Genomic DNA, 21,811 nt, shown 5'->3' on the forward strand with positions numbered 1-21,811 from the left:
GAGATGGCCATCGTCAAAATGAAAAAGCTCCGGGTCATTGCCCTGGCCTCGGACCGCGACGCCCTGCTGCGGCAGCTGCTGCGGCTGGGCTGTGTGGAGATCAGCCAGCCGGACAGCCTGCTGGCGGACCCCCAGTGGTCGGCTCTGCTCCGCCGGGACACCGGCGGGCTGACGGAGGTCCGGACGGAGATGGCGGATGTGAACACCGCCCTGGAGGCCGTGAAGAGGTACGGCGGCCTGAAGGACGGGCTGTTCCTCCAGCGCCATCCCATCTCGGAGAAGGAGTTCCTGGGCAGCGGCACCGTGGACAATGCCCGCGCCGCCGCCGGGAAGATCAACGGACTGCTCCGGACGCTGACCCGCCTTCAGAACGAGGAGGGCCGCATGTCCGCCCAGCGGGCGGGCCTGGCGCCCTGGAGCGGGTTGGACGTGCCTCTGGAGCGGCAGGGCACGGAGCACGTTCTGTTCCGGCTGGGGGTGGTCCCCGGCGGGGCGGACGTGGGCATGATCCGCAACGAACTGGCCGCCGCGGACGCGGCGGCGGAGCTGCTGGAGGTCAGCGCGGACAAGCAGCAGCACTATCTGTTCCTCCTCTGCCACCGGGCGGACGAGGAGAAGGCCATGGAGGTCCTGCGGCCCCGGGGCTTCAGCGCAGTCACCTTCCCGGAGGTGTCCGGCACGGCGGCGGAGAACCTCCGGCGTCTGGACCGGGAGCTGGAGGCCAACCGCAAGCACCAGGCGGACACCGAGGCGGCCATCACCGGCTGCGCCGGTTCCCGGGACGCCCTGCGGCTGTACGCCGACCGCCTGACCGCCGAGGCGGCTCAGGAGGAGAACGCCGGACGGCTGATGACCGACGGCACCATCGTCTTCTTTGAGGGCTGGTGTCCGGCGGAGCGGCTGGACAAGGTGGAGAAGCTCCTGGAGGAGAAGGGCTGCGCCTGGGAGGCCGCCGACCCCACGGAGGAGGAGATCCCCGACGTGCCGGTGCAGCTGAAGAACAACTGGCTGACCCGTCCCCTGAACATGGTGACGGAGATGTACTCCCTCCCCCGGTACGACAACGTGGACCCCAACCCCCTGATGGCGCCGTTCTTCATCCTGTTTTACGGCATCATGATGGCGGACATGGGCTACGGCCTGCTGATGTTCCTGGCGGGCCTGCTGATCACGAGGAAGTACCGTCCCAAGGGCACCATGGGCCATATGTTCAGCCTGATGACCCTGTGCGGCGTCAGCACCTTCATCATGGGCGCGCTGACCGGCGGCTTCTTCGGCGACTTCCTGACCCAGATCGTAAAGCTGACCACCGGCGGCGACTTCGCCCTGCCGGCGCTGTTCACCCCCCTGAACGACACGCTGATGATCCTGGTGGGCGCCATGGCCCTGGGCCTGGTGCAGATCGTCACCGGCATGGCCATCAGCTTCATCCGCAAGATCAGGGCGGGCCGGTATCTGGACGCCCTGTTTGAGGAGGCCACCTGGTGGGTGGTGTTCGCCGGCATCGGCTGCATGGCCCTGGGCGTCACCAACCTGGTGCTGTACGCGGGCATCGCGCTGATCTTTGCCGGTCCCCTCATCACCGGAAAGGGCTTCGGCAAGATCATGGGCATCTTCGGCTCCCTGTATAACCACGTCACAGGCTATTTCGGCGATATCCTGTCCTATGCCCGTCTGATGGCCCTGATGCTGGCAGGCAGCGTCATCGCCCAGGTGTTCAACACCCTGGGCGCCATCCCCGGCAACGTGGTGATCTTCGTGATCATCTCCATGGCGGGCAACGCCCTGAACTTCGCGCTGAACCTGCTGGGCTGCTACGTCCACGACCTGCGGCTCCAGTGCCTGGAGTACTTCGGCAAGTTCTACGAGGACGGCGGAAAGCCCTTCCGTCCTCTGGCGATCAATACAAAATACGTGGATATTCAAAACAACTAAGGAGGAAAACATCATGGGATTCTTTGAAGCATTCGGCGGTTTGGCGCTGGCACTGCTGGGCGCGGGCCTGGCGGCCGTCCTTCCCGGCATCGGCTCCGCAAAGGGCACCGGCTGCGCCGGTGAGGCGGGCACGGGCCTTCTGTGCCAGGACCCCAGCAAGTTCGGTAAGGTCATGATCCTGCAGGTCATCCCCGGCACCCAGGGCCTGTACGGCCTGGTGGTGTGGTTCTTCGCCATCTTCTCCATGGGCCTGCTGGGCGGCTCCCTGCCCGACCTGACGGTGCAGCAGGGCCTTCAGTACTTCGCAGCCTGCATGCCCATGGCGCTGGGCGGCCTGTTCTCCGCCATCGCCCAGGGCCGCGTGGCCGCGGGCTCCATCAACATCCTGGCCAAGAAGCCGGACGACTGGTCCAAGGGCATGGTGCTGTGCATCACCGTGGAGTTCTACGCCATTCTGTCTCTGCTGGCTTCCATGCTGATGATCATCAACATCGCCTGATCCCACGGAAAGGGGATTCAACATGAACGGAATCGAAAAGATCACCCAGCGCATCGACGCCGAGACCCAGGCGGGCATCGACCGGCTGCTGGCCCAGGCCCGGGACGCCGCCGCCCAGACTGCGGCCCGCTATCAGGCCCAGGCGGACAAAGAGTCCGCCGACCGGAAGCAGCGGAACGAGAAAGCCGCCGCCGAGCGGGAGGAGCGTCTGGTGAGCGTGGCCCAGATGGAGGCCCGGAAGGTGAGTCTGGCCGCCAAGCAGGAGATGGTGGAGCAGGCGTTCCGCCTGGCCCTGGACAAGCTCTGCGCCATGCCGGAGGGGGACTACATCGCCGCGGCGGCGAAGCTGCTGGCGGAGGCCGCCCCCGACGGAAAGGGCGCCGCCGTGTTCTCGGAGCAGAACCGGAAGCGCATCGGCCAGAAGGCGGTGGACGCCGCCAACGCGCAGCTGGGGGAGAAGGGAAAGCTGACCCTCTCCCAGGAGACCCGGGACATCCGGGGCGGCTTCATTCTGGTGAACGGCAGCGTGGAGGTCAACTGCACCTTCGAGACACTGGTCCGCCTCCAGAAGGGGGCCATGTCCGGCGAGGTGGCGAAGCTGCTGTTCCCCGAGGCGTAAAGGGGGAGACGAGACTTGGCCAAAAAAATCAAGGATACGGATTATCTGGTGATCTCGGCCCGGGTCAAGGCCATGGAGGCCGGGCTCCTCACCGCCGAGCGGATGGAGCAGCTCCTGACCGCCCACAGCGGCGAGGAGGTCTCCCGCATCCTCCAGGAGTGCGGCTATCCCGCCTTTGATCCGGAGGATCAGGGGGCCATGGACGCCGCCCTGACCGCCGCCCGGGAGGACACCCTGGCGGATCTGGGCGCCGGCGCGCCGGACCCCCGGTATCTGGATATCTTCAAGGTAAAATACGACTATCACAACGCCAAGGCCGTTTTAAAGGCCGCGGCCATGGACACGGCGCCGGACTCCATGCTGATGGATCTGGGCCGCATCCCGGCGGCGGAGCTGGCGGAGGCCATCCGGGAGGGCGACGGCGGCGAGCTGCCGGGCCTTCTGGCGGACGCGGCGGCGGAGGCGAAAGCGGTGCTGGACACCACCCGGGACCCCCAGCTCAGCGACATGGTGCTGGACCGCTGGTGCTACCGGGACCAGCTGGCGGTGGCGGAGGCCACCGGCAGCGGCTTCCTGAAGGGCTACGTCCAGGCCCAGATCGACGCCGCCAACCTGCGGGCCCTGGTGCGGGCCCTCCGCATGGGCAAGCGCGCGGACTTCCTGCAGGGCGTCCTGTTCGAGGGCGGCGCCATCCCCACGGACGCGGTGCTGTCCGTGGCGGCGGCGGACGGCGGCGGGCTCATGGAGCTGTACGGCGCCACGGAGCTGGAGACGGCGGCGGAGGCCGGTGAGGCGGCCCTGTCCGGCGGGCCCCTGACGGAATTTGAGAAGCTGTGCGACGACGCGGTCAGCGAATATCTGGCCGGGGCCCAGATGGTGCCCTTCGGCGAGGCGCCGCTGGTGGGCTATCTGGCCGCCCGGGAGACGGAGTACACCAACCTCCGCATCCTGCTGCTGGGCCGGAAGGCCGGGCTGGCGCCGGAGATCATCCGCTCCCGCCTGCGGGCCGGCTATGTGTAAGGAGGTGTGCTGATGGCAGCAGCGTATTCCATCGCCGTGGTGGGCGACTGGCAGTCCGTCATGGGCTTCCGTGCCCTGGGGCTGGACACCTATCCGGTGACGGCGCCGGAGGAGGCCCGGGAGATCATCCACCGGCTGGCCAAAGAGGACTGCGCGGTGATCTATCTCACCGAGCAGTTGGCGGCCAAGCTGGGGGACGTCATCGCCCGGTACAAGGACGAGCTGAAGCCCGCCATCATCCTGATCCCCGGCCGGGAGGGCTCTCTCGGCATCGGGAAGGAGACGCTTCAGAGCTCGATCGAGAGAGCTGTCGGAGCGGATATTCTGTAAGTTTCCCCCTTCGCGGGGTGCGGTGTTTTTCCCCCCTTCGCGGGGACTGGCGGTGCGCCCCGTCCCGGGGCGCGGGGATGGTGCGGCGAAGGCCGCGGGCTTGCGGCTCCGCCGCGGGGCAAAACCCCCTTTCGTCGTCGGGTCAAACTGCGCTGTATTCGGGACGCCCTGCGGGGGAGGGCATCCCTCATACCGCTTCGTTGCCCCCTTGCACACCGTCGCGGCATTGCGATTCCCGGCCCCTTCGGGTCCGCCAATCGCGCCGCTTCCTCGAAACCGGCTCGCTTTTTCCGCCGCTGGCGGCGCTTCGCCGGTTTCCTCTTCCCCACAAAACCCGCTTCGCTGGGCTTTTGTGGGGGGCCCCTCTCCGTGGAAAAAGAGAATGCGCCTTTTGATGGTGTAAGAGAAAAAGGCTTGGGCGGCGGCATTTCAGGCTCCGCCTGAAACGCCTTGTTCCGCCCTGTTTACGGGGGTTTTGGCCCGGCAGTTGCCTGGGCTTTGCCTCCTGTATCAGCCCTTGACACCAACGAAAGTCCGGGACGCTCCCGGATGCCCTGCTGTCCTCTTTTGCTGCCGCACCCCGGCAGTTGCGGAAGACCGGAGGTGTGGACGCTCCCGGATGCCCCGCCTTCCTCTTTTGCTGCCGCACCCCGGCAGTTTGAGAGGGCCTGTCGCCGTTCTTTCGATACCCACCGGACTGCGTCAGCAAAACAGAAGCAGGGTGCATCCGGAACCACCCACAGCACCAAGCTCCTGCGACCGCCAAGGTGCGGCAGCAAAAGAAGAGCAGAAGTGCATCCGGAACCACCCCTTCTACCAATCTCCCGCAACTGCCGATGTGCGGCAGCAAAAGAGGAGCAGGGTGCATCCCAAAACACCCCCAGCTTTTGCAATAGCCATATGCGGTTGAGTGGTCTGAGCCACCGGCCATTACCAGACCAAAACCCCCGTAACAGGCGCTGCGAGCGTTCCGGACGAAGTCCGGAATGCCGCCGCCCGAGCCTTTTTCTCTTACACCATCAAAAGGCGCATTCTCTTTTTCCTCAGGAAAAAGAGAATGGGGGTTTTGAAGCCGCCGGGCTTCCCCGGCACCCCCGTCCTGACGGGAAAAGGTTTTGAAGCCGCCGGGCTTCCCCGGCACCCCCGTCCAACGGGGAAAAGGTTTTGAAGCCGCCGGGCTTCCCCGGCACCCCCGTCCTGACGGGAAAAGGTTTTGAAGCCGCCGGGCTTCCCCGGCACCCCCGTCCTGACGGGAAAAGGTTTTGAAGCCGCCGGGCTTCCCCGGCACCCCCGTCCAACGGGGAAAAGGCTTTGAAGCCGCCGGGCTTCCCCGGCACCCCCGCGCCCGGGACGGGCGCAAACCAAAGCGAATCTACCCGGAAAGAAGGTATATATTCTTGAGCGGTAAAGTTTTGAAAGTCTCCGGCCCGCTGGTGGTCGCCACCGGCCTGTCGGACGCCAACATGTCCGACGTGGTCCGTGTGGGACCCCAGCGGCTCATCGGCGAGATCCTGACCATGAAGGGCGACTCCGCCTCCATCCAGGTCTATGAGGAGACCTCCGGCCTGGGCCCCGGCGCCGAGGTGGTCACCACTGGCGGCCCCCTGAGCGTGGAGCTGGGCCCCGGCATGATCGAGGGCATCTACGACGGCATCCAGCGCCCGCTGGAGAAGATCGTGGAGAAGGTGGGCGCCAACATCACCCGCGGCGTGGAGGTCCCCGCCCTGGACCATGAGAAGAAGTGGGACTTCACCCCCACCGCCAAGGTGGGCGACAAAGTCACCGGCGGCGACGTGCTGGGCACCGTGCCCGAGACCGCCGTGGTGCTCCACAAGATCATGGTGCCCCCCAAGATGAGCGGCACCATCACCAAAATCGCCCCCCAGGGCCAGTACACCGTCCTGGAGCCCATCGTCACCCTGAAGACCGACGACGGCAAGACGGTGGAGCTGCCCATGATGCAGAAGTGGCCCGTCCGCGTGGGCCGTCCCTATCAGCACAAGTATCCCCCCAAGAAGCCCCTGTGCTCCGGCCAGCGGATCATCGACACCATGTTCCCCATCGCCAAGGGCGGCACCGCCGCCGTCCCCGGCCCCTTCGGCTCCGGCAAGACGGTGGTGCAGCATCAGCTGGCCAAGTGGTCCGACGTGGACATCGTGGTCTACATCGGCTGCGGCGAGCGCGGCAACGAGATGACCGACGTGCTCCGGGAGTTCCCGGAACTGAAGGACCCCCGCACCGGCGAGTCCCTGATGAAGCGGACGGTGCTGATCGCCAACACCTCCGATATGCCCGTGGCCGCCCGTGAGGCCAGCGTGTACACCGGCATCACCATCGCCGAGTATTTCCGCGACATGGGCTACGACGTGGCCGTCATCGCCGACTCCACCTCCCGCTGGGCCGAGGCCCTCCGTGAGATGTCCGGCCGTCTGGAGGAGATGCCCGGCGAGGAGGGCTACCCCGCCTACCTGGCCTCCCGTCTGGCCCAGTTCTACGAGCGGGCCGGCAGCGTGGAGTGCATCGGCTCCGACCAGCGCCGGGGCAGCCTCACCGCCGTGGGCGCCGTGTCGCCTCCCGGCGGCGACCTCAGTGAGCCCGTGTCCCAGGCCACCATGCGCATCGTCAAGGTGTTCTGGGCGCTGGACGCGTCCCTGGCCTACAAGCGCCACTTCCCGGCCATCAACTGGCTGAATTCCTACTCGCTGTATCTGGACTCCCTGAAGCCCTGGTTCGACGAGAATTTGGGCCCCGACTTCATGAAGAACCGGGCCCAGGCCATGGCCATCCTGCAAAGCGAGGCCAGCCTGAACGAGATCGTCCAGCTGGTGGGCAAGGACGCCCTGTCCCCCGCCGACCAGCTGACCCTGGAGGTGGCCCGGATGATCCGGGAGGACTTCCTCCAGCAGAACGCCTTCATGGACGTGGACAGCTTCTCCAGCTACGACCGTCAGGAGAAGCTGCTGGGCATGATCCTGGAGTACGACCGGCTGTGCCGGGACGCCATCACCAAGGGCGCCCCCGTCATGAAGCTGTTCGACATTCCCGCCCGTGAGAAGATCGGCCGCGCCAAGAGCGTGGAGGCCGACGTGTACGAGAAGGCCTACGAGGACATCCGCACCGGCATGGCCGCGGAGATCCAGGCCGTGGCGGAACAGGGAGGGGAAGACTGATGATCAAGGAATACCGCACTGTAGAAGAAATCGTCAGCCCGCTGATGATGGTCCGCCAGGTGGAGGGCGTCACCTACGACGAGCTGGTGGAAGTCCAGCTCCACGACGGCTCCATCCGCCGGGGCAAGGTGCTGGAGGTCAACGGCGACACCGCCGTGGTCCAGCTGTTCGAATCCGCCGCCGGAATCAATCTGGCGGATGCCAAGGTCCGCTTCCTGGGCCACCCCTTACAGCTGGGCGTGTCCACGGACATGCTGGGCCGGGTGTTCAACGGCATGGGCGAGCCCATCGACGGCGGCCCGGAGATCATCCCGGAGGAGTACCGGGACATCAACGGCCTGCCTATGAACCCCGCCGCCCGGGACTACCCCAACGAGTTCATCCAGACCGGCGTCTCCACCATCGACGGCCTGAACACCCTGGTCCGGGGCCAGAAGCTGCCCATTTTCTCCGGCTCCGGCCTGCCCCACGCCAACCTGGCGGCCCAGATCGCCCGTCAGGCCAAGGTGCTGGGGGATGACGGCTCCAACTTCGCCGTGGTGTTCGCCGCCATCGGCATCACCTTCGAGGAGTCCGAGTTCTTCGTCAGCGAGTTCAAGCGCACCGGCGCCATTGACCGCACCGTGCTGTTCTCCAACCTGGCCAACGACCCGGCCGTCGAGCGCATCAGCACGCCCCGTATGGCCCTCACCGCCGCCGAGTATCTGGCCTTCGAGAAGGACATGCACGTGCTGGTCATCATGACCGACATCACCAACTACGCCGAGGCCCTGCGTGAGGTCTCCGCCGCCAAGAAGGAGGTCCCGGGCCGCCGCGGCTTCCCCGGCTACCTGTACACCGACCTTGCCACCATGTACGAGCGGGCGGGCCGTCAGCTGGGCAAGAAGGGCTCCATCACCCTGATCCCCATTCTGACCATGCCCGAGGATGACAAGACCCACCCCATCCCCGACCTGACGGGCTATATCACCGAGGGCCAGATCATCCTGTCCCGGGAGCTGTACCGCAAGGGCATCCATCCCCCGGTGGACGTGCTGCCCAGCCTGTCCCGTCTGAAGGACAAGGGCATCGGCGCGGGCAAGACCCGGGAGGACCACTCCAACACCATGAACCAGCTGTTCGCCGCCTACTCCACCGGCAAGGACAACAAGGAGCTGATGTCCATTCTGGGCGAGGCGGCCCTGACGCCCACGGACCTGCTGTACGCCAAGTTCGCCGACGAGTTCGAGAAGCGCTACGTCAACCAGGGCTACGAGGAGAACCGCTCCATCGAGGAGACCCTGGACCTGGGCTGGGAGCTGCTGAGCATCCTGCCCAAGGCGGAACTGAAGCGCATCAAGCCGGAGTATATCGAGAAGTACTGGCCCAAGAAGGACGACCAGCAGTAAAGGAGGGGGTCCCCCATGGCAAATATCACGGTAAACCCCACCCGCATGGAGCTGACCCGTCTGAAGGGGAAGCTGCGCACCGCCCAGCGGGGCCACAAGCTGCTGAAGGACAAGCGGGACGAGCTGATGAAGCAGTTCCTGGACACCGTCCGGGAGGTGAAGGCCCTCCGGGCGGAGGTGGAGGCGGAGCTGATGACCGTCCACGGGTCCTTCACCGTGGCCTCCGCCCTGATGAGCGACCAGGCCATGGAGCAGGCGCTGCTGTATCCCAAGCAGAGCGTGGAGCTGACCATGACCACCCAGAACATCATGTCCGTCAACGTGCCGGTGTACCACTTCCAGACCAAGACGAAGTCGGACAGCGACATCTATCCCTACGGCTTCGCCGCCACCTCCGGCGAGCTGGACACGGCGGTGGAGGCGCTGGGCAAGGTGTTCCAGAAGATGCTGAAGCTGGCCCAGATCGAGAAGTCCGCCCAGCTGATGGCGGAGGAGATCGAGAAGACCCGCCGCCGGGTCAACGCCCTGGAGTACGTCATGATCCCCAACACCCAGGAGGCCATCCGGTATATCACCATGAAGCTGGATGAGAACGACCGCGCCACCACCACCCGATTGATGAAGGTGAAGGACATGCTGCTGAAAGAGGCCATCGAGGAGCAGCGCGCCCGGGACGAGGCCGCCGCAAGACGGTTCGCCGAAGTGGAGAGCTGACGGAAACCCTGCGCCATATACCGCATCAAAACAACATCCCCCGCCTGTTGTCAGGCGGGGGATGGTTTCGCAAGAACCGCGCCCCGGAACGGACTATCCGCTCCGGGGCGCGCTGTTTTCATTTTGCCGCTTACAGGCCGCTCCGCCCGTCACCCCTCCCGGCGGAACACATGGACCCGGAAGGCAATGCGGGTGGTGAGGGTGTCCAGCGATGCCAGACGCTCCGCGCCGGATCTCGGCGTCTTCCAGTAGTAGGGCGTCATCTGGAACAGGTTCTGGATGTCCTCCCGGCAGGCCAGGGCGATGGTGTCCTCCACCGGCAGGATGGATTCATAGGCGAAGCCCTCGTAGGGCGTCTCCTTCTCCTCGTTGGGGTAGGGCCGGTCGTACAGCACCTGCTTCAGCTCCCACAGATGGTCCGCCGCCGGCACCACGTACAGGAACGTGCCGCCGGGCCGCAGCACCCTCCGGAACTCCTCCAGCGCCAGGGGGGAGAAGCAGTCCAGCAGCAGGTCGATGCTGCCGTCCGCCAGCGGCAGGCGATAGGACGACGCCACGGCGAACTCCACCCGCTTCTCCCGTTTGGCGGCGGAGCGGAGGATGAACTTGGAGATGTCGATGCCCGCCATCCGGGGCGATTTCCCGGCGTCCAGCAGGGCGCGATACACCCCGGCGGTGTACCAGCCCTCGCCGCAGCCGGCGTCCAGCACTGACGGCGCGGGGCCGGTGTGGCTGACGGAGAGATGACAGAGGGTATTCAGCAGCGGGGCATAATACCCCTTGGACAGGAAATCCCACCGGGCCCGGGCCATGCCCTGGTCGTCGCCGGGGGCCAGGGAGTGCTTTTTGTTCACCGGCAGCAGGTAGGTATGGCCCTCTTTGGCGATGTCGTAGCTGTGACCGGAGGGGCAGCGGTAGGCGTGTTCCTCCCGGGTCAGGGCCGCGCCGCACAGGGGACAGCAAAAGAGACTGTTCATGCTCCCCGCCCCCTTGTCACGTCATGGATCCACTTTCCGCCGCCGATGCGCCAGATGCACAGCGGCATCTTCACCACGCACTCCGTCTGGATGGCGGCGGCGATGGGCCAGCAGCCGGTTTTCAACAACAGCGCCGTCAGGGCCGTCAGCGGCAGGCACACCAGCCATTGGGGGGCCAGATCCAGGACGGTGGCCCAGCCTACGTCGCCCCCGGCCCGGAGCACGCCGGTGACGGCGGAGATAGCGTAGGCGTGGAGGGGGATGGAGAGGAAGCCCATCACCGCCAGGGCGGTGGCGATGGCCGCGGACTCGCCGGACAGCTTGAACATGGGGAAGATCACCGGCACGAACAGCAGCGGCACCAGCAGCAGGGCCGTCAGACCCACCGCTGCGCCCACGGCGAAGGCGAACCACAGCAGCGTCTGGCTCAGGGACATGACCGTCTCCCGGCTCTGTCCCTCGCCGATGGCCTTGCCCACCATGACGGCGGTGGCGGCGCCCAGGCCGAAGCACACCACCAGGAACAGCCGGTTCAGATTCCCGGTGACGGCGTTGGCCGCCAGCATTTCCACGGAGTTGGCGGTGTAGCCCAGGATCACCGTCTGCATGGAGGTGCCCAGTCCCCAGACGGTCTCGTTCAGCACCACCGGGGAGGCGTATTTCAAAAAGCGGCCCGCCATCTCCCCGCCGGGGCGCAGGAAGCAGCCCAGATCCAGGGGGATGACCTTGCTGCGGACGGCGCAGACCAGGCAGATGAGGCATTCGCTCATCCGGGCCAGCAGGGTGGCGACGGCGGCGCCCCGGACGCCCAGGGCGGGCAGTCCCCCGTGGCCGAAGATCAGCAGATAGTTCAGTCCGGTGTTCAGCAGGGTGGAGAAGCCGAACAGCAGCATACCGAAATTGGGCCGTTCCACGCTGCGCTGGGCGCTGGCGTAGATGGACGAGAGCATGTTGAACACATAGGAGAAGCCGATGACCTGGAGGTAGGGCGCGCCCAGCAGACTCAGGTCATGGCGGTTGGACAGCAGGTCCATGACCTGGACGGGGAACAGGGCCATCACCAGCGCCAGGACGACGGTGATGCCCGTGCCGATGAAGCAGGCCACGCCCATGGCCCGGTTGATGCTTTTCAGATCCCCCTTGCCCCAGTACTGGCTCACCAGGATCCCCAGTCCGCTCTGTACGCCGAAGACGATGCTGATGAGCAGAAACACCGGCACGTTGGCGGAGGAGACGGCGGCCATCTCCTCATTGCCCAGCTGGCTGACCATAAAGGTGTCGATCAGCCCCAGGGAGTAAGTAATGAGATTTTGCAGAATGACCGGCAGGGACAGCTTCCAAAGCCGTTTATAAAAGCCGGGAGACCGGCGAAGATAGTGAAACACTTCAGAAACACCTTTTTCAATTAGGAATTAGGAATTAGGAATGAGGAATTAGGAATGAGGGTCGCGGCGCAACCTCCTGCAACCGCCAGGATGCGGCACACAAAGGAAAGGGGCACGGGGGAAACCTGCGGTTTCCCCCAATTTCCTGGGACGCGGAAGCCATCAGACGCGGCGCCCATCCCCAGCGACTACCAAGGTTCGGCGCATAAAAAGGGAGGGGCCAGGGAACCGCAGGTTCCCGGTTGCTCTGCCCAACGGGCAGAGCAATCCGCCGGAATCATTTTTCCGGCGACATGCGCGGCGGAAAAATACCGAGCCCCGGGCCCCCCGGGGGCGCACACACCAGTGACCGACGTCACTGGTGGTGGGGGATTCTCAAGGGGGAGCCTGCTCCCCCTTGAAGCTCACAACATTGGCATGCGCGTATCGTGATGTCTAAGCAGCGCCTCGGCGCAGGCGTCGATGTCCGCCGCCGTGGTCTCCGGGCCGAAGCTGAGCCGGATGACGCCGCCCGCCGTCTTCTTGGGCAGATGCAGCGCCGCCACCACATGGCTGGGCTTGCCCCGGTGGCAGGCGGACCCGGCGGAGATGCAGATGCCCTGACTGCCCAGGTCGCTGACCATGTTCTGGCTGGGCCAGCCCACCAAGGACGCCGACAGGATGTGGGGGGCCGTGCCGTCGCCGATGAGCTGGCAGTCCGGAATGGCCGACAGCTTCTCCGCGGCGTAGCGCTTGATGTCCGCCATATGGGCCAGCTTGTCCGTCAGGCCGTCGCACCGCAGCTCCACGGCCTTGGCGAAGCCCGCGATCTGGGCCGTGGCCTCGGTGCCAGAGCGGAGACCGCCCTCCTGACCGCCCCCCGCCAGCAGGGGCCGGGGATTCCGCACCCGGGGGCCGATGTACATGGCCCCGATGCCCTTGGGCCCGCCGATCTTGTGGGCGGAGACGGAGATAAAGTCCGCCCCCAGACGGCCGGCCTGGAAGGGGATCTTCAGAAAGCCCTGCACTGCGTCGGTGTGGAGGAGGGTCTTCGGGTTTTTGGCCGCCAGACCCTTGGCGATGTCCGCGATGGGGTACACGTTCCCCAGCTCGTTGTTCACCATCATGACGGACACCACCGCCGTGTCGGGCCGGACGGCGTCCAGCACCTGCTCCGCCGTGATGTCGCCGTTCTTGTCCGGGACCAGATACGTCACCTCACAGCCCTGCTGCTCCAGCCAGCGGCAGCACTCCAGCACGGCGCTGTGCTCCACCGCCGTGGTGACGATGTGCCGTCCCAGATGGCGGTTCTGCCACACGGCGGCGGTGATGGCCCAGTTGTCCCCCTCGGTGCCGCAGGAGGTGAAGTACAGCTGCTTTGCGTCGCAGCCCATGGCCGCCGCCACCGTCTGCCGCCAGCTCTCCACCCGCTTCTTCATGTCCAGCCCCAGACCGTACTGGGCGCTGGGATTGCCGAACTGATCCGTCAGCACCTGATACATGGCGTCCGCCACTTCCTGCGGCACAGGGGTGGTGGCCGCGTGATCCAGATAGATCATTTGTGAAAACCTCCGTGAAACCCCGCGGGAGTCTTGCCCCGTGGGGAAAATGTCTGTATAATAACATAGAGTTTGTCCGCGATCTCCGTCCCAAAGGGCGGGGAAACGGGGAAAACGCCCGTAATATTCTATTATATCGGCCCCCGGAGGAAATAGCAAGAGGAACCGCCGTCCGGCGGAGGAAAAAGGAGAGACAGCCATGGAGGACATTCGGCACAAGCTGCGGGTGCTGACCCGCATCGCCGATGCATTGGACGGCAGGGGCGTGACCTGGGCGGTGGGGGCGTCGGCCATGCTGTACCTCCGTGGCCTGACGGACAGCTTCCACGACATCGACCTGATGACGGCGGAGGAGGACGCGGACGCGGCGGCGGAGACGCTGTCCGCCATGGGGGAGCGGCTGGTTTCGGAGCCGTCCACCCAATACCGGTCCCGGCGGTTTGATCAGTTCCGGGTGGAGGGCGTGGACATCGACCTCATCGCCGGCTTCACCGTTCTGGACGGCGATACGCCCCACTGTTTTCCGCTGGACCGGGACGACGCTCTGGACCACGCCGCGCTGGACGGCCAAGCCATCCCCCTCCAGTCCCTGGAGACGTGGCGGGCCTGCTATGCCCTCATGGGCAGGCCGGACCGGGTGCGGCTCATCGACGACTATCTCGCCGGAGAAAACGGCGAAGTATGATATGACAGGAGAAGACCAATGAGAGTTGCCATCTACACCCTCGGGTGCAAAGTGAATCAGTACGAGACCCAGGCCATGGAGCAGGAGCTGCGCCGCCGGGGCCACACGGTGGTGGAGTTTTCGGAGGAGGCGGACGCCTACGTGGTGAACACTTGCTCCGTCACCGCCGTCAGCGACCAGAAATCCCGGCAGATGGTCCACAAGATCCAGCGGGAGCGGCCCGGGGCCGTGGTGGCGGTGTGCGGCTGCTACGCCCAGACCCACGTGGAGGACGTGCGGAAGCTGGGGGTGGATCTCATCGCCGGTACCGGCGACCGGGGGAAGTTCGTGGACCGGCTGGAGCAGGCCGCGGCGGAGAAGGCGCCCCTGGAGTTCGTGGACGAGTCCCTGAAGCGGCGGCAGTTCGAGGTGCTGCCCGCCGGGGGCCTCACCACCCGCACCCGGGCCATGCTGAAGGTGGAGGACGGCTGCGTCAACTTCTGCACCTACTGCATCATCCCCTACGCCCGTGGGCCGGTGCGGTCGGAGCCGCTGGAGGACGCCGTGGCCCAGACGAAGCAGCTGGCCGCCGAGGGCTACCGGGAGATCGTGCTGACAGGCATTGAGATCTCCTCCTGGGGCCGGGACCTGAAGACCGGACAGACCCTCATCGATCTGGTGGAGGCCCTGTCCGCCGCCGCGCCGGGCGTCCGTCTGCGGCTGGGCAGTCTGGAGCCCCGGACCATCACCGAGGACTTCTGCCGCCGGGCGGCGGCGCTGCCCAACCTGTGCCCCCAGTTCCACCTGTCCATGCAGAGCGGCTGCGACGAGACCCTGAAGCGCATGAACCGGAAGTACGACACCGCCCGGTTCTATGAATCCGTAGAATTGCTGAACCGGTTCTTCCACCGCCCCGCCGTCACCACGGACCTCATCACCGGATTCCCCGGCGAGACGGAGGAGGAGTTCGGCCGGACGCTGGACTTCATCCGGAAGTGCGGCTTCGCCCAGATGCACATTTTCCCCTACTCCATCCGTCCCGGCACCCCGGCGGCGAAGATGGAGCAGGTGCCCAAGGCCGTGAAGGAGGAGCGGGCCCGCCGTGCCGCAGCGGTGGCGGCGGAGCTGCACCGGGCCTATCTCACCGGCTGCGTGGGGGAGACGTACCCGGTCCTCTTTGAGCAGCCCCGGGACGGCAGGTTCTCCGGCCACGCCCCCAACTACATGGAGGTGCTGGCGGAGGGAGAAAATCTCCACAATATTGTCCGGAATGTACAAATTACCGGCCTTTCCGGGGATGCCCTCACCGGCGTCCTTCTGGAGGACGGAGAGGAGGACGCAACATGAGAAGCCATTTCTTCGCCTATATCTCCCGGATGCGGTTCATCCAGCGCTGGGCGCTGATGCGGAACACGGCGCCGGAGAACGTCCAGGAGCACAGCCATCAGGCGGCGGTGCTGGCCCACGCCCTGGCGGTGATCCGCAACGAGAAGTTCGGCGGCCATGTGGACCCGGGCCGGGTGGCGGTGGCGGCGCTGTACCACGACGCGTCGGAGATCCTCACCGGCGACATGCCCACGCCGGTGAAGTACGGCAACCCCACCATCCGGGACGCCTACAAGCAGGTGGAGGCGGTGGCCAACGAGCGGCTGGTGTCCATGCTGCCGGAGGAACTGCAAGCCACCTACCGGGACGCCCTGAACGAGTACGATGACGAGACCCGGGCGCTGGTGAAGGCGGCGGACAAGCTGTCGGCCTACATCAAGTGCGTGGAGGAGGTCAAGGCGGGCAACGGCGAGTTCCGGGAGGCGGCGGCCCAGACGCGGAAGGCGCTGGAGGCGTATGATCTGCCGGAGGTGGGGTACTTCCTGGACACCTTTATGGACAGCTTTGCACTGACGCTGGACGAGCTGAAATAATTCGCCCGAATGCAAGCATTCGGGCGAGAAACCTTCGGCAAAGTGCAAGCACTTTGCCGAAGGGGGATTGCCGGGAACCTCCGCGCTCGTCAGGGCAAGCTGCGCTCCATTCAGAAGGCCCTGCGTGAGAGGGCCTTTTGAACGCCGCTCCGCTGCCCTTCCTCTCCCCACCGCAACCACTTCGTTGGGTTGCGGCGGGGGACCCCGAAAGGCGTCGCCCTCTGGGCGGCGGAGGGTGCTTCGACACTCCGGGGACCTAAGAGGTATTTTTCCGACGCCGCAGCGTAAAGAAAACATGCCGGCGGCATGTTTTTAGCGTAGGCCGCAGCGGCTATGCCGCGAGGAGAGGCACTAGGTGCCGCCGGAAAAAATGATTCCTTCCGTTTCGCCGCCGCCGGGGGGCGCAACCAAAGGGGGCTGGAGCCCCCTTTGGATGCCCCTGGACGCCTGCACTTCGCTGGGCGTGTGGACGGGGGATGCGGGGGGTGACGACGCCCCCGGGCGGCGGGGACGCGGAAAGGCCGGAACAGTCCTCCGGACCGCCGTCCCCACCCAAATTCCTAATTCCTAATTCCTCATTCCTAATTTCGACAGAAAAGAGCATCCCCCACAATCGAACGGGGGATGCTCTTTTTCTGTCGGGACAGCGGCTTATACTAGAATCCATTAAAAATAAGACATTTGTCTTATTTTTATAGCGCCAACGGCGCGTTGGATTCTTATGAGACGCGCCGACGCGCGAAGCGCGGCGGCTCCCATTAAAATATCTATTTTAATGGGAGAATAGTATTACTTCCGCTTGCCGCACACGGCGCTGATGACGAAGGGGATGAACACGGAGATGAAGGCGGCGTAGCCCAGATAGGCGTAGCCCTTCTTCACCACGGCCATCAGACCGAACTGGGCGATGGAGAAGGCGATGGCGGTGAACAGCAGGGAGAAGATGACGTTCCGGGTCATGTGGCCGGAGGCACGCTTGGCGGGATCGTCCATGCGGCGCTCGATGGCGTTGACGCAGCGGGTGACGATGCCGGAGATCATGTTCACGCCGGTGGACACGGCGCCCAGAATGATGAGGATGGAGATAATGGGGGTCAGCAGGGCGGCGCCCACGCCGTTCTGCACCAGCACCAGCATGGGGACGGAGGCGGTGGCCAGATCGCCGACGAAGGCCACGGCCAGCAGACCCACGATGCTCAGCAGCATGGCGAAGATGTTGACGATGAAGATGTACACGGCGGCCCGGTTCACCTGCTTCTCACTGGTCAGGGGCTCCATGTGCTGGTACATGACGGACACGGAGGGCAGCTGGAACAGGAAGTACAGGAAGGCGCTCCACAGGGCGGGGCCGAAGCTGCCGGTCTCGCCGGAGGAGACGCACATCTCACCGGCGGACATCCGGGCGATGGAATCGGTGATGTTGCCCCACTGGGCGATGATGTTGGGCACCAGCACGATCACCAGGCCCACGATGATCAGCACGGACAGGGTGGAGGCCACTTTGCGGACCATGTTGGTGCCGTACAGCACGATCAGGAAGATGAACACGCCCACCAGCAGGGTGCACAGCCAGTAGGGGATGCCGAACAGGGTGTTGATGGTGGAGCCGCCGGTGGCGAAGGCCGCGGCGGAGGCGGTGCCGATCATGATGAGGTAGGTGATCTCAAACAGGTTGGAGAACACCGGGCGGTACTTGCCGTAGAAGTGGTCGGAGAAGGCCCGGTAGTCGTACAGCTTGTTGCGGTAGGCGTAGCGCATGCCGTACCAGAAGAACAGGGCGTACAGGAACTGGGTGAAGATGGGCAGCGCCAGGCACCACACGCCGTAGTTGATGAAGTAGGAGTAGATCTGGGCGCCGGAGGCGAAGCCGCCGCCGAACTGGGTGGTGAAGGCCACGAAGGCCACGCCGACGGCCAGAGGCATCCGGCTCTTGTCGACCAGCAGGGATTTCTTTTCACTCATGATATTTCTCTCTCTCCTTTTTTGGTTTGCGCGGCGCCGCCCACACACAGGCGGGGCCGCCGGGATCAGAACCGGCCGCTGCCGGGAGATCAACGGTTGAACTCAATGACCTTGCCGGGATTCAGCACCAGATTGGGGTCGAAGGCCAGCTTGATGGACTTGAACAGATCGATCATGCGGCTGCCCAGGAAGTCCTCCAGGAAGTCGATGCGGCCGTTGCCGATGCCGTGCTCGCCGGACAGCTGGCCTCCCAGCTCCTTGGACAGGGCGTACAGCTCCGTGAGACAGGCGTGGGTGGCGGACTTCCACTCCTCGTCGGTCATGCCCGGATCCCGCAGCAGCTCCGTGTGGATGTTGCCGTCGCCGGCGTGGCCGCAGGGCTCCACCCGGACGCCGTGGGACAGGCCGATGCGCTTGGCCTCCTTCACGTACCGGGCGATCTCGCTGCGGGGCACCACCACGTCGCACTCCTCCTGGGCCACGGAGTCGCCCTTCATGCCCTCCAGAATGCCGCCGCGGACGCCCCAGACGGACCCGCTGCGCTCCGGCGTGTCGGCGATGAAGCAGTCGATGGCCCCGGCGGCCAATGCCGCCTCGCAGGCGGCGGCGCAGGCGCCGTCCAGCTCCTCACGGCTGGATGCGTCGTACATGACGATGAGCACCGCGCCGCCCTCCTGTACCGGGAAGGGCTTGTTCAGCGCCCGCTTCACGATGTCCAGCAGCTCCCGCTCCAGGAATTCGATGGCGGTGGGGGTGAAGGGCAGGTCCAGCACTTTGGGCACCATGTCGGCGCAGTCCTCCAGGGTGGGGAAGGGGAGAACCAGGGTGCAGGAGCACTTGGGGGCGGGCAGCAGCTTCAGCGTCACCTGGGTCAGGATGCACAGCGTGCCCTCGGAGCCGATGACCAGGTCCTTCACGTCGTAGCCGGTGGTGTTCTTCACCACGTTGGAGGAGAAGTGGACGATGGAGCCGTCGGGCAGCACCGCCTCCATGCACCGGACGAAGTCCCGGGTCAGGCCGTAGCGCACGGCCTTCATGCCGCCGGCGTTGGTGATGACGTTGCCGCCGATGGTGGCGGTCTTCTCGCCGGGGTCCGGGGGATAGAACAGCCCCTCCGCCGCGGCGGCGGCCTGGACGTCCAGCAGCAGGGCACCGGGCTCGCAGGTGATGGTCTGGTTCTTCCGGTCCACGGGGAAGATGCGGTTCATCCGCATGATGGACAGCATGATGCCGCCGTATTTGCAGGTGGAGCCTCCGGCCAAGCCGGTGCCCGCGCCCCGGACCACCACGGGGATGTTGTGGTCGTTGCCGTACTTCATGACGGCGGAGACCTCCTGGGTATTGACGGCCTCCACGTACAGGTCCGGCGGATAGACGCCGTACTCCGGCATCTCGTCGTGATGGTACTCCGGCAGGATCTCCGCGCCCACCTTCACGCGCTCCGGCGCGGTGACGGAGCGGATGTAGTCGATGCCCGCCTGATCAATTTTGTTATAGGGATACGGCATTTACTCCCCCTCCTTTTCCGCGGCGGACAGCCGCTCCAGCAGCGCCGGGACGACGGTAAACAGGTCGTCCACGATGCAGTAGCTGGCGATGTTGAAGATCAGGGCCTCCGGGTCCGTGTTGATGGCCACGATGCAGTCGCTGCCGTTCATACCGGCGGCGAACTGGATGGCGCCGGAGACGCCGCAGGTGATGATGAGCTTGGGCCGCACCGTCCGGCCGGACAGGCCGATCTGATGGGACGGGTCGCCCAGGCCGCTCTCCGCCATGGGGCGGGTGAAGCACAGCTGGCCGCCCAGCGCCTCCGCCAGACGGCGGCACAGGGCCACGCCCTCCTCGTTCTTGGCGCCGCGTCCGGCCACCACCAGGATGTCCTCCTCCTCGATGGACTTCTCCCGTACCAGCTGGCGCAGCTCCAGCACCTCAATGCCGGAGCGGGCCATGGCGTCGGTGACGGGCATGCGGGTGACTTTGCCGGTGGGATCGGGCACCTTCGCCGCCCGGTCCATGACCCGGTAGCGGACGGTGGCGAACTGGGGCCGTGCGTCGGTGATCAGGATCTGGGCCATGACGTTGCCGCCGAAGGCGGGCCGGATCTGGACCAGATCGGTGCTGGGCCGCATGTCCAGCTTGGTGCAGTCGGCGGTGAGGCCGGTATGGAACCGGACGGACAGCCGGGGGGCCAGGGACCGGCCCAGGGCTGTGGCGCCGATGAGCACCACGGAGGGGCGCAGCTGGGAGATGCAGTCCGCCATGGCGTCGGCGTAGCAGTCGGCCTTGAAGCCGGTGAAGCCGGGATGCTCATAGACGAACACCTCTTTCACGCCGTAGGGCAGCAGCTTTTCAGCGTTTGCCGCGGTGCCCTCGCCGCCCACCAGGACGGCGTACACGTCGTAGCCCACCTTCGCCGCCAGACGCCGGGCCTCGCCGATGAGTTCAAAGGTGACGGGATGCAGCGCCCCGGCCTCCTGCTCGGCGTAGACCAGGATGCCCTTCCACTGGTCCTTCACCGCGCCGTCCCGGCTGGGGGTCTGCTCGAAGGTGATGGCCCGGTGGGGGCAGGTCTTGACGCACACGCCGCACATGCGGCACTTCTCATTGATGCTCATGCCCTCCGCCCCGATGGACAGGGCGCCGAAGGGGCACTTCTCCACGCACTGCTGGCACAGGTCGCAGGCGGCGGAATTGAACCGGATGGATGTCATGCCCGCACCTCCGTTTCCAGCAGCTTCTTCTCACGCAGGATGGCCACCAGGGCGCCGGCCTCCTGCTCCGGTCCGCCCTCCAGATGGACGTTTTTCGCCTTGGCGGCGGGGGGGAACATCTTCTCCACCCGGGTGGGGGAGCCCACCAGACCGCACAGGGACAGGTTCCGCTCCGGCAGCTCGTCGAAGCCCACGATGCGGATGGGACGGTCCGCCGTCTCCCGCTTCAGCCGGTAGGACGGCAGCCGGGGCACCACGCTGTTCAGCTCCACCGTCAGCAGACAGGGCCAGTTCAGCCGGGACCGCTGCTCCACCGACGCCAGATTCTGCACCACCTCGATGCCGGTCTCGTCGGCGGAAGTGATCTCGCTGACCCAGGCGGCGTGGGGGATGCCCAGATGCTCCGCCAGGGCCGGGCCGATCTGGGCGGTGTCGCCGTCGGTGGTCTGGCGGCCGCAGAGGATCAGGTCCGCGCCGCCCAGCAGCCGCACGCCCTGGGACAGGGTGTAGGACGTGGCCAGCACGTCGGACCCGGCGAACTTCCGGTCGGAGAGGATCACGGCGTCGTCGGCGCCCATCATGTAGGCGTCCCGCATCATGGACTCCGCCTGGGCGGGGCCCATGGTCAGCACCGTCACGGTGCCTCCCAGCTGTTCCCGGAGGCGCAGAGCCGTCTCCAGGGCGCTGAGGTCGTATGGATTCGTCCTGGTGTCCGTGCCAAGACGCTTCAGGGAGCCGGTCTCAGGGTCCACTTCCACCTGGGAGGTGGCCGGGACCTGCTTCATACAGACCAGTATTTTCATCTGTATCCATCAGCCTTTCTCTCATTCTCTCATTCAGATACGCTCTTTAAAGTGTTAAACTTTAAAACGATAAAATATTAGCACAGATCGGTCAGATTGTCCAGCGTTTTACATGGAAAATTTGTGTAGTTTCCCCTGGAGTCACAACCGTTTCCCGGAGAAATACAAAGCAAACCG

The 21,811-nt window shown here is 65.5% G+C and carries 18 protein-coding genes; 11 read left to right on the plus strand and 7 right to left on the minus strand.

Annotated elements, in window-relative coordinates:
* The first annotated feature begins 3 nt into the window (after positions 1-3).
* From ACTNBU_RS04145 to ACTNBU_RS04180, 8 genes are all read left to right on the plus strand, one after another.
* Positions 4-1,935: a V-type ATP synthase subunit I gene (locus ACTNBU_RS04145; protein ID WP_441031101.1), complete on the plus strand. Its 1,932-nt coding sequence runs from the start codon at positions 4-6 to the stop codon at positions 1,933-1,935.
* 13 nt (positions 1,936-1,948) lie between these two features.
* Positions 1,949-2,434, plus strand: coding sequence for a V-type ATP synthase subunit K (locus ACTNBU_RS04150; RefSeq protein ID WP_441031104.1), 486 nt, complete (start codon positions 1,949-1,951; stop codon positions 2,432-2,434).
* Positions 2,435-2,456: 22 nt separating this feature from the next.
* Positions 2,457-3,053, plus strand: a complete 597-nt coding sequence (locus tag ACTNBU_RS04155) for a V-type ATP synthase subunit E (protein WP_441031106.1) — start codon at positions 2,457-2,459, stop codon at positions 3,051-3,053.
* Between the two features lie 15 nt (positions 3,054-3,068).
* Entirely contained in the window at positions 3,069-4,073 is a 1,005-nt protein-coding gene (locus ACTNBU_RS04160; protein WP_441031109.1) for a V-type ATPase subunit, read from the plus strand.
* A 12-nt stretch (positions 4,074-4,085) separates the two neighbouring features.
* Positions 4,086-4,403: a V-type ATP synthase subunit F gene (locus ACTNBU_RS04165; RefSeq protein ID WP_441031112.1), complete on the plus strand. Its 318-nt coding sequence runs from the start codon at positions 4,086-4,088 to the stop codon at positions 4,401-4,403.
* Positions 4,404-5,800: 1,397 nt separating this feature from the next.
* Complete coding sequence (locus ACTNBU_RS04170; protein WP_441031114.1) at positions 5,801-7,573, plus strand: V-type ATP synthase subunit A; 1,773 nt, start codon at positions 5,801-5,803, stop codon at positions 7,571-7,573.
* Complete coding sequence (locus tag ACTNBU_RS04175; protein ID WP_441031117.1) at positions 7,573-8,961, plus strand: V-type ATP synthase subunit B; 1,389 nt, start codon at positions 7,573-7,575, stop codon at positions 8,959-8,961. Before ACTNBU_RS04170 ends, ACTNBU_RS04175 begins: the two co-directional genes overlap by 1 nt.
* Before the next feature lie 15 nt (positions 8,962-8,976).
* Positions 8,977-9,675: a V-type ATP synthase subunit D gene (locus tag ACTNBU_RS04180; RefSeq protein WP_441031120.1), complete on the plus strand. Its 699-nt coding sequence runs from the start codon at positions 8,977-8,979 to the stop codon at positions 9,673-9,675.
* Between the two features lie 149 nt (positions 9,676-9,824).
* Here ACTNBU_RS04180 and ACTNBU_RS04185 read toward each other — a convergent pair whose 3' ends face one another.
* The 3 genes from ACTNBU_RS04185 to ACTNBU_RS04195 all read right to left on the minus strand — a co-directional run bounded on the left by ACTNBU_RS04185 (position 9,825) and on the right by ACTNBU_RS04195 (position 13,575).
* Positions 9,825-10,652, minus strand: a complete 828-nt coding sequence (locus tag ACTNBU_RS04185; RefSeq protein ID WP_441031123.1) for a putative RNA methyltransferase — start codon at positions 10,650-10,652, stop codon at positions 9,825-9,827.
* The gene (locus ACTNBU_RS04190; RefSeq protein WP_441031126.1) at positions 10,649-12,037 is read right to left on the minus strand and encodes an MATE family efflux transporter; all 1,389 of its coding nucleotides are present in this window, start codon (positions 12,035-12,037) and stop codon (positions 10,649-10,651) included. The genes ACTNBU_RS04185 and ACTNBU_RS04190 overlap by 4 nt, the downstream gene beginning before the upstream one ends.
* Before the next feature lie 404 nt (positions 12,038-12,441).
* Positions 12,442-13,575 (minus strand): cysteine desulfurase family protein, encoded by a 1,134-nt coding sequence (locus ACTNBU_RS04195; RefSeq protein ID WP_441031128.1) that lies wholly within the window; start codon positions 13,573-13,575, stop codon positions 12,442-12,444.
* A gap of 199 nt (positions 13,576-13,774) precedes the next feature.
* Between ACTNBU_RS04195 and ACTNBU_RS04200 the strand changes: the two genes are divergently transcribed.
* The 3 genes from ACTNBU_RS04200 to yfbR are packed head-to-tail and all read left to right on the plus strand — an operon-like array spanning position 13,775 to position 16,158.
* A complete protein-coding gene (locus tag ACTNBU_RS04200) occupies positions 13,775-14,260 on the plus strand; it encodes a nucleotidyltransferase domain-containing protein (protein WP_441031131.1) in 486 nt (161 codons plus the stop codon).
* 18 nt (positions 14,261-14,278) lie between these two features.
* Positions 14,279-15,586 carry a tRNA (N(6)-L-threonylcarbamoyladenosine(37)-C(2))-methylthiotransferase MtaB gene (gene mtaB / locus ACTNBU_RS04205; protein ID WP_441031134.1) on the plus strand — a complete coding sequence of 436 codons (1,308 nt, stop codon included), beginning with the start codon at positions 14,279-14,281 and terminating at the stop codon, positions 15,584-15,586.
* The gene (gene yfbR / locus ACTNBU_RS04210; protein WP_441031137.1) at positions 15,583-16,158 is read left to right on the plus strand and encodes a 5'-deoxynucleotidase; all 576 of its coding nucleotides are present in this window, start codon (positions 15,583-15,585) and stop codon (positions 16,156-16,158) included. The genes mtaB and yfbR overlap by 4 nt, the downstream gene beginning before the upstream one ends.
* Before the next feature lie 789 nt (positions 16,159-16,947).
* On the opposite strand, the gene ACTNBU_RS04215 is transcribed toward yfbR, so the two are convergent.
* The 4 genes from ACTNBU_RS04215 to ACTNBU_RS04230 form a co-directional block, all read right to left on the minus strand.
* A complete protein-coding gene (locus ACTNBU_RS04215; protein ID WP_441031139.1) occupies positions 16,948-18,120 on the minus strand; it encodes a YkvI family membrane protein in 1,173 nt (390 codons plus the stop codon).
* Positions 18,121-18,209: 89 nt separating this feature from the next.
* Positions 18,210-19,628 (minus strand): FAD-binding oxidoreductase, encoded by a 1,419-nt coding sequence (locus ACTNBU_RS04220; protein WP_441031142.1) that lies wholly within the window; start codon positions 19,626-19,628, stop codon positions 18,210-18,212.
* Positions 19,629-20,831, minus strand: a complete 1,203-nt coding sequence (locus tag ACTNBU_RS04225; RefSeq protein ID WP_441031145.1) for an FAD-binding protein — start codon at positions 20,829-20,831, stop codon at positions 19,629-19,631. It abuts the gene before it with no gap.
* Complete coding sequence (locus ACTNBU_RS04230) at positions 20,828-21,634, minus strand: electron transfer flavoprotein subunit beta/FixA family protein (RefSeq protein ID WP_441031148.1); 807 nt, start codon at positions 21,632-21,634, stop codon at positions 20,828-20,830. The genes ACTNBU_RS04225 and ACTNBU_RS04230 overlap by 4 nt, the downstream gene beginning before the upstream one ends.
* Between the last annotated feature and the right edge of the window lie 177 nt (positions 21,635-21,811).

The sequence above is a fragment of the Dysosmobacter sp. HCP28S3_G4 genome, from assembly GCF_052065175.1.
GTDB lineage: Bacteria > Bacillota > Clostridia > Oscillospirales > Oscillospiraceae > Oscillibacter.